This is a genomic window from Lentzea sp. NPDC060358 (assembly GCF_042725365.1).
In the GTDB taxonomy this organism is placed as follows: Bacteria; Actinomycetota; Actinomycetes; order Mycobacteriales; family Pseudonocardiaceae; genus Lentzea.
Genome location: NZ_JBHXCW010000319.1, coordinates 1 through 7,364, shown reverse-complemented (window position 1 = coordinate 7,364; position 7,364 = coordinate 1). Strand labels below are relative to the sequence as shown.

Genomic DNA, 7,364 nt, shown 5'->3' with positions numbered 1-7,364 from the left:
GCGGGGAGCCGCCCGGCGCCGCGTCAGGAGCGGACCGCGCTCACGGGGTGCCCGCGGGCTTGCCCTTCGCGTCCGGCGCGTTCGGGTCCAGCAGGTAGTTGTCCTGCCAGACCGCCCACTTGTAGCCCACGCCGTTGGCGGTCACGTAGGCCGCGCCCCAGCCCGAGCCGGTGAAGCGGTTGTTGACGGACTTCATGTTGCGGCCGTACTGGTTGCCGTGGCTCGACTCGAGGCCCAGCTGGTAGCCGCCGCCCTCCAGCAGGTTGCCCTCGACGGTGACGTTGTCGATGTCGCCGCCGTAGGTCTGGATGAACAGGGCACCCGTGTCCTGGCCGGTGGAGCAGTCGATGCGGTTGTTGCGGAAGGTCAGGGTGCGGCCCGGGTTGCGGTCCAGCGGGAAGTCGCGGATGGTCGCGCCGTCGTTGTGGGCGTCACCCGCCGTGCGCAGGCCCCGGACGTAGTTGCCCTCGGCGAGGCCGCTCAGGTTGCTGCCCGTGTTGTAGAAGCAGATGCCGGAGCCCATGCCGGTGATGTAGTTGCGCTGCAGGGTGCCGACGCCGAGGAAGGCGCACGACTTCGCGATCGTCGACGCGGAGAGCTTCGAGCCGTCGATGTTCGAGTCGCGGATGGTGACGGGGGCCGCGGTGACCTGGCAGGAGTTGCTGCCGCACGGGCCGTTGGTGGTGACCAGCGGGGCGGCCTCGTTCAGCCTGGCCGGGCGGATGCACGACTTCTCGACGGTGATGTTGCCCGCGAACAGGACCAGGGCCTGCTCGATGCGCTTGCCCGAGATGACCGTGCCCGCGGCGGGGGAGGCCGGGCCGGTGTAGGCGGGCAGGGCGTCGCAGTTCAGGCCCTGGGCGGCCAGGCCGGTGTTGTTCTGGGTGAGCTGCCAGCCCGGGGCGCCGGCGGGGGCGGGGGTGCCGGGGTTGGGCGGTGGCTTCACCGGGCCGTTCGTGGCGGACTTCGGCGGGGTCGTGCTGCTGCTGGGGGCCGCCGAGCTGCTGCTCGGGGGCGCGGAGCTCTCGGTGGTGCTGGTCGAGGTGGCGCTGGTGCTCTCCGGGACGGGTGTCAGCTGGGCCGCCTTGGTCGGGGAACAGGCGGCCAGTGCGATGACACCACCGGTCAGCAGCACGGCCAATCTCAGTCTCACGGCTGGTTCTACCTCCACGCGCGTTCACGACGGGGGACCGTGAACTCGCTGATTGTGTCGTCGGCCGTTGCGGAATGTGTGCGAACTCGTGCGACGGAGTGTGCACCAGGGCCGTTGAACGGACAGCACACTGCACGTGACGACGTGCGGAGTCAAGCCGAAACTGTTGTGCCGCAACATCATCTTCCGGCCCGGCAGGAATGGCTCATCCGTGTGAGCAGGTAGATCACGGTTTTATCACCGAGCCATTCGAATCTCCGATGTGTGAGATCAGCGACCCGCGAATGTGGCGTGGCCGGGACCGTCCGTGAGGAAGCTGTGCACAGCGCGTGGAAGATCTTCGGTCTCGAACAATGCCGAGGCGATCGTCGTCACGTGTGCGTCGGCCTCGGGGACGCCGCCGTTCTCGAAATGCGCGAGAACCTGTTTCGTCGCCGCGAACGCCTGCGTCGGGCCGGTCGACAGAGCCGCCGCGAAGAGTTCCGCCTGCCTCGCGAAGTCGTCGTCCGGGAACACGCGGTTCACGACGTTCCAGCGTTCCATCGTGGCCGCGTCGTAGAGCTCGCCGGTCATCACGAACTCCTTCGCGCGGCCCACTCCCGCTCGCGCGGCCAGGCGCTGCGTGCCGCCCATCGTCGGCGTCAGGCCCACGACCCGTTCCACGAGACCGAAGCGGGCGCTCTGGGTCGCGACGATCAGGTCGCACGCCACCGCCAGCTCGAACGCCCAGGTCAGGCACAGGGCGTGGGCGGCGAAGACGGTCGGGATCGGCAGCGTCGCGAGGCGCTGGGGGAGCAGCAGCATGCGGTCGAACAGGGCCTGCGCGTCCTCGCGGTACTCCTGCGCCGCGAACAGCGACACGTCGACGCCGCCGGACACGACCTTGCCGGTGGCGTTGACCAGCAGCGCCCGCGCGCCGCCCAGCTCGTCCAGGGCGTCGTGGAACTCGGCGTCGAGGTCGAGGCTGTAGAGGTTGAGCGGTGGCGCGTCGATCGTGATGATCGCGAGCTCGTCGCGTCGGGTCAGGTGGATCTTCAAAACCGGCTCACAACCAATCGCGGCGCTTGAACAGGAAGTAGAGGAAGCAGGACAGGCCGAGGATGCCCGCGGTGGACACCCAGAAGCCCCACCGCTGGTCGAAGCCGGGGTAGGGCACGTTCATGCCGTAGTAGCCCGAGATCGCGGTCGGCACCGCGATGATCGCCGCCCAGCTGGTGACCTTCTTCATGATCGAGTTCAGCCGGTTGCCCTGCACCGCCACCTCGGCCTCGCGCAGGTTCGTCACCAGCTCGCGCATCGACTCGGTCAGCTCGGCGGTGAACAGCGCGTGGTCCTTGACGTCGAGGTAGTACGGCGTCATCGCGTCGTCCACGAGGGCGTGCTCGCGGTGCAGCAACGAGCCCAGCACCTCGCGCATCGGCAGCGCGACCCGCCGCAGCTGCACCAGGGCACGGCGCAGCTGGAGCGCCTTGCGGCCGACGTGCGGCTTCTCGTCGTAGATGCGGTCCTCGAGGGCCTCGATGTCGTCGTCCAGGCTCTCGGCGGCGGCGTAGTGGCCGTCCACGACGTCGTCGAGCAGGCCGTGCAGCAGGAACCCGACTCCGCTCGACGCGAGCGCCGGAGCGCTGTCCCAGCGGTGCTGCACACCGCGGAGGTCGTAGTCCTCGCTCTCCCGGACCGTCACGAGCGCGGTGGGGGTCACGAACACGTCGACCTCGCACGTCTTGATCTCGTGGTGCTCGTACCGCACGGCGTAGACCGAGAGGAACAGGTGGGTGGGGTAGCGGTCGACCTTGGGCCGCTGGCGCTCGGAGAACGCGTCCTCGATCGCGAGCTCGTGCAGGCCCAGGTCGTCGCGCAGCAGGCCGATCTCGTCCGGCGTGGGGGAGCAGAGGTCGAACCACACGACCGAGGACGGGTCGCGGAGGTGTTCCGCGACCTCGGCGACCGGGAAGTTCGAGCCGGCGAGTTCGCCGTTGCGGTACAAGCGGGTCCGACCCATGGGTGACAACGATACGTAGATCTACTCAGATGTGAGGTTTGAGCCCGAGTTCCCGCTACCCTCGAACCGGTGAAGGTGGACCAACCACAACGCATAGGCGACTACCTGCTCCTGGGCAGGCTCGGTCGTGGTGCCATGGGAACGGTCTACCTGGGGCAAGGCGGCGACGGGCGGCAGGTCGCGGTCAAGGTGGCCCGCGCCGAGCTGGCCGACGACCCGCGCTTCCGCGAGCGGTTCCGCCGCGAGGTGCAGATGGCGAGGGCGGTCGGCAGCGCCGGCACCGCGGCGGTCGTCGACGCCGACACGCGCGCGGCGCGCCCGTGGATGGCCACGGAGTACGTGCCCGGCCCGACGCTGCAGGAAGCCATCGAGCGGCACGGCCCGCTGCCCGAGCACCACCTGCGCCGCCTCGCCGAGGGGCTGGCCGAGGCGCTCACCGCGATCCACCGCGCCGGGCTCGTGCACCGCGACCTCAAGCCGTCCAACGTGCTGCTGGGCGCCGACGGCCCGCGCGTCATCGACTTCGGCATCTCCCGCGCGATGGAGCACACGGCGCTGACCGAGACCGGCATGGTCTTCGGCACGCCCGGCTTCCTGTCGCCGGAGCAGATCACCGGCCAGGAGGTCGCGGCGCCGTCCGACGTCTTCGCGCTCGGCGCGGTGCTCGTCTACGCGGCGACCGGCAAGGGCCCGTTCGGCGAGGGCCCGACGGCGACGCTGCTCTACAAGGCCGCCCACGGCGAGCCGGACATCGACGGCGTGCCCAAGGCGCTGCGCCCGCTCGTGCAGAAGTGCCTGCACCGCGACCCGGCCCGGCGCCCGGAGCCGACCGAGGTCACGCGCCTGCTCTCGCAGGTCGTCACGCCGAAGCCGCCGGCCACCAAGGCGCCGCCCGCGCCGATGACGCCCGCCGCCGCGACGTTCTCGACGTCGCGGTTCGTGCCGATGGCGTGGGCCGTGCTCAACCTCGCCGCGGCCCTGCTCGCCGCCGCGATCGCCGACCCCGCCGCGCAGGCCAACGGCGCCACGCAGCTGCTGGCGCTGGCGGCGTTCTGCGTGCTGGTCGTGCGCGCCGCGCGGTTCTTCGCCGCGGCCGCCCGCAGCAAGGTCGTCATCGAGATCAGCCGCGAGGGCATCGCCACGACCCGCAACGGCAAGTTCCACCAGTACTGGTGGTACGAGCTCGCACGGGTGCGGGTCGTGCCGCACAAGAAGCGCCCGTGGGTCGTCGTGTGGCTGAAGGACCCGGCGCCGCGCCGCTTCTTCGGAGCGAACCACGGCGGTGTGCGGGTGTTCCCGGTCGCCCACGAACGGTCCAGGCGGCGGCGTGAGCGCGACGTCGCCGAGCTGCGCGCCGCCCTGGCCTGGTACCTGCCGCGGTCCTACGACGGGCGCTGATCGGTCCACTCGTAGGTGATGGTGCCGGACTTCGTCACCACGTCCGCCGGCAGCGGGCTGCCCACCGGGGGGATGCGCTCCTCGAAGCCGCTCACCCTGCCCGTCGCCGGGTCGATCGTGTACCGGACGCGGCCGCCGTCGGTCAGCACCGTGCCGTTGTCCCAGCGGATCTCGGGGGACACCAGGAGCCTGCGGTACAGCTCGGCCTTCTCCTCGGTCGTGGCGAACGGGGACACCATCGCCGAGAACGCGTCCTCGAGCTTCTGCGCCGGGTCCGCGCGCAGCTGCAACGAGGCGACGCCCTCCTCGCAGGGGGTGGAGGAGCAGAACGAGTTCCACAGGCCGGGGCCGCTGTAGTCGTCCGGCAGGAGCTCCGCGGACGGCGGGCCCCACAGGGCGCGCTGCCCGCCGGTGTACCTGCGGCGGGTCACGACGATCTCGTCGGACGCGGTGGGCAGCCACACGTCGGCCACGAACTCGAACGCCGCCGCGCTCTTGCCGGTGTGGTCCGTGAGCGCCTGCCACACCACGTACCTCACGTGCAGGTACTGCCGCGTCGGCTTCGGCGCGAGCTCCAGCAGGGTCGCCGCCTCCTGCAACGACGTCGCGGGCGTCGTCGGCAGGGTCGCGGGCGCTTCCCGGTGCTCCGGCCGCAGCAGCACCACCAGCCCGGTGATCATCACGACCGCCACGGCCGCCGCCGCGACGCCGACCCAGCGGGGCGTCCGCCGCACCGGCTTCTCGATGAACAGCTGCGCACGCAAGCGGGCCAGGCGCACGTCGTCACTGCCCCGCACGGGGTAGAGCTCGGCGAGGTCGTCGTCCAGCACGTCACGCATGTTCCACTTCCTTCAGCTTGGCGCGCAGGCGGTGCAGGCGGGACCGGGCGGTGCCGGGGTTCATCCCGAGCGCCTCGGCCGCCTCCTGCACGCTCAGCCCCGCGAGCGAGACGAGCAGCAGCAGGTCGCGGTCGGCGCCGGACATCTTCGCCAGCGCGCCCGCGATGCGGCGCAGGTGCGACCGGGCGTCGATGCGGGCGACCACCGAGTGCTCCAGCGACTCCGCGACACCGAGGTCGACGCCGTAGCGCTCCGCGGTGCGCAGCAGGCGGGTCTCGCGCTTGGCGTGGCCGCGCAACAGGTTCGTCGCGATGCCGTAGAGCCAGCCGACCGCGCTGCCCCGGTCCGGGTCGTAGTTCTCCTCGCCGCGCATCGCGGCCAGGAAGGTCTCGCTGACGAGGTCGTCGGCGACGTCGGCGCCCACCCGCCGCGCCAGGTAGCGGTGCAACGGGTGGGCGTGCTCGTCGAACAGCTCCGCGAACATCACGTCCCCACTTGGCTCGCCACACCGCCGGTGTTGCAGTGACCTGGGTCACAGTGGACGGTTCTCGTCGATCGGGAAGAGGCTGAAGAGGCTAACGCCCGCTGAGCCGGTCGCGATGTCCTGGGCAGGTCGGGATGTAGCGCGCCAGGAGGCACAGAACATGCGGTTACGTCCATTGGTGGTGGCTGCGGCCGTCACCTCGGCGCTGGTGGTGAGCCCGGTGAGCCCGGCCTCGGCGGCGCCCGCCGGCAGGGTCCTCGGGTACGTCGCCAACAACGGCGGCGGGGTGTCGGTCATCGACACGGCCACGAACGCGGTGTCCGAGACGATCTCCGACAGCGGCGGCACCTCGCCGTACATGGCGGCGGTCGCCTTCGACGGCACTCGCGGTTACGTGACGAACTCCGTGCAGAACACGCTCACGGTCATCGACACACCGACCAACACGGTCGACAAGTCCGTTCCCGTCGGGAGCCACCCGGCGGGCGTCGCGGTCGCGCCCGGCGGCGGTTTCGTCTACGTCACCAACTACGGCGACGGCACGCTGTCCGTGGTCGACACGGCCACGCTGGCGGTCACCGCGACCATCACCGTCGGCCAGAACCCGGACGGCGTCGTCGTCACCCGCGACGGCAAGGCCGTCTACGTCACCCACGACGTCGTCGGCCCGAGCAGCGTCTCGGTCGTCGACACCACGACCAACGCGGTTGCCGCCACGATCCCGGTGGGCAGCACCTCCACCGCGATCACCGCCTCGGCGGACGGCAAGCGGGTGTACGTGGTGAACAAGGGGTCCGACTCCGTCTCTGCGATCGACGTGGCGACCCGCACCGTCGTCGGCACCGCCGCCGTCGGCTTCACCCCGCACGGCATCGCGGTGTCGCCGAACGGGACCCGCGCGTACGTGACGAACAGCGAGTTCGACTCGGTGTCGGTCGTCGACCTGACGACCATGACCGAGCTGCAGAAGATCGTGGTCGGCGACCGCCCGATCAGCGTGGCCCTCACGCCCGACGGCGCCCGCGCCTACGTCACGAACTTCGGCGGCAACTCGGTGTCGGTCGTCGACACCGCGACGAACACGGTCACCGGCACCCTCGCCGTCGGCCAGCGCCCGGTGGGCATCGCGGTCAGCTTCGTGCCGCCCGCCCCGTCGAAGCTCGTCGCGGGGCAGGCCCAGTTGCAGCTGCGGCTCCTCGGGTTCACGGTCCGCGGCCTCAACGCCACGCTGACCGAGAAGCACACCGGGGCGCCGGTCGCCGGTCAGCAGGTCGTCTTCCAGACGGTGAAGGGCACGCCGCTCTGCACCGCGACGACCAACGCGTCCGGCAAGGCCGTGTGCGACGCGCAGGTCCCGCTGCTGGTGGGTGTGTCGACGCTGCTGCAGGGCTTCACGGCGTCGTACGCGGGCAACGACGAGCACGGTGGTGCCGCGACCCGCGGGTACATCAGGCTGCTCTGAGCGGTTCGGCGACGGGAGGCCGGGAG

At 71.0% G+C, this 7,364-nt stretch carries 7 protein-coding genes; 2 read left to right on the top strand and 5 right to left on the bottom strand.

The window, feature by feature from the left end; translation table 11 throughout:
• Window positions 1-40: 40 nt before the first annotated feature.
• The 3 genes from ACFWGZ_RS37610 to ACFWGZ_RS37600 form a co-directional block, all read right to left on the bottom strand.
• Window positions 41-1,153 (bottom strand): hypothetical protein, encoded by a 1,113-nt coding sequence (locus ACFWGZ_RS37610; RefSeq protein ID WP_382456362.1) that lies wholly within the window; start codon window positions 1,151-1,153, stop codon window positions 41-43.
• 270 nt (window positions 1,154-1,423) lie between these two features.
• A complete protein-coding gene (locus tag ACFWGZ_RS37605; RefSeq protein ID WP_382456361.1) occupies window positions 1,424-2,191 on the bottom strand; it encodes an enoyl-CoA hydratase/isomerase family protein in 768 nt (255 codons plus the stop codon).
• A gap of 7 nt (window positions 2,192-2,198) precedes the next feature.
• A complete protein-coding gene (locus ACFWGZ_RS37600) occupies window positions 2,199-3,155 on the bottom strand; it encodes a magnesium transporter CorA family protein (protein WP_382456360.1) in 957 nt (318 codons plus the stop codon).
• 69 nt (window positions 3,156-3,224) lie between these two features.
• Between ACFWGZ_RS37600 and ACFWGZ_RS37595 the strand changes: the two genes are divergently transcribed.
• Window positions 3,225-4,553 (top strand): serine/threonine-protein kinase, encoded by a 1,329-nt coding sequence (locus ACFWGZ_RS37595; protein WP_382456359.1) that lies wholly within the window; start codon window positions 3,225-3,227, stop codon window positions 4,551-4,553.
• On the opposite strand, the gene ACFWGZ_RS37590 is transcribed toward ACFWGZ_RS37595, so the two are convergent.
• Both ACFWGZ_RS37590 and ACFWGZ_RS37585 read right to left on the bottom strand, forming a co-directional pair.
• Entirely contained in the window at window positions 4,538-5,392 is an 855-nt protein-coding gene (locus tag ACFWGZ_RS37590; RefSeq protein ID WP_382456358.1) for a hypothetical protein, read from the bottom strand. The genes ACFWGZ_RS37595 and ACFWGZ_RS37590 overlap by 16 nt on opposite strands.
• The gene (locus ACFWGZ_RS37585; protein ID WP_382456363.1) at window positions 5,385-5,876 is read right to left on the bottom strand and encodes an RNA polymerase sigma factor; all 492 of its coding nucleotides are present in this window, start codon (window positions 5,874-5,876) and stop codon (window positions 5,385-5,387) included. Before ACFWGZ_RS37585 ends, ACFWGZ_RS37590 begins: the two co-directional genes overlap by 8 nt.
• Before the next feature lie 178 nt (window positions 5,877-6,054).
• Here ACFWGZ_RS37585 and ACFWGZ_RS37580 point away from each other — a divergent pair, with 178 nt between their 5' ends.
• Window positions 6,055-7,338 (top strand): beta-propeller fold lactonase family protein, encoded by a 1,284-nt coding sequence (locus tag ACFWGZ_RS37580; protein WP_382456357.1) that lies wholly within the window; start codon window positions 6,055-6,057, stop codon window positions 7,336-7,338.
• The last annotated feature ends 26 nt before the right edge of the window (window positions 7,339-7,364 follow it).

What these genes read in the sequence shown, in the direction of transcription:
- ACFWGZ_RS37600 (WP_382456360.1), bottom strand. Translation starts at nt 3,155, where the DNA reads ATGGGTCGGACCCGCTTGTACCGCAACGGCGAACTCGCCGGCTCGAAC.
- ACFWGZ_RS37590 (WP_382456358.1), bottom strand. Translation starts at nt 5,392, where the DNA reads ATGCGTGACGTGCTGGACGACGACCTCGCCGAGCTCTACCCCGTGCGG.
- ACFWGZ_RS37585 (WP_382456363.1), bottom strand. Translation starts at nt 5,876, where the DNA reads ATGTTCGCGGAGCTGTTCGACGAGCACGCCCACCCGTTGCACCGCTAC.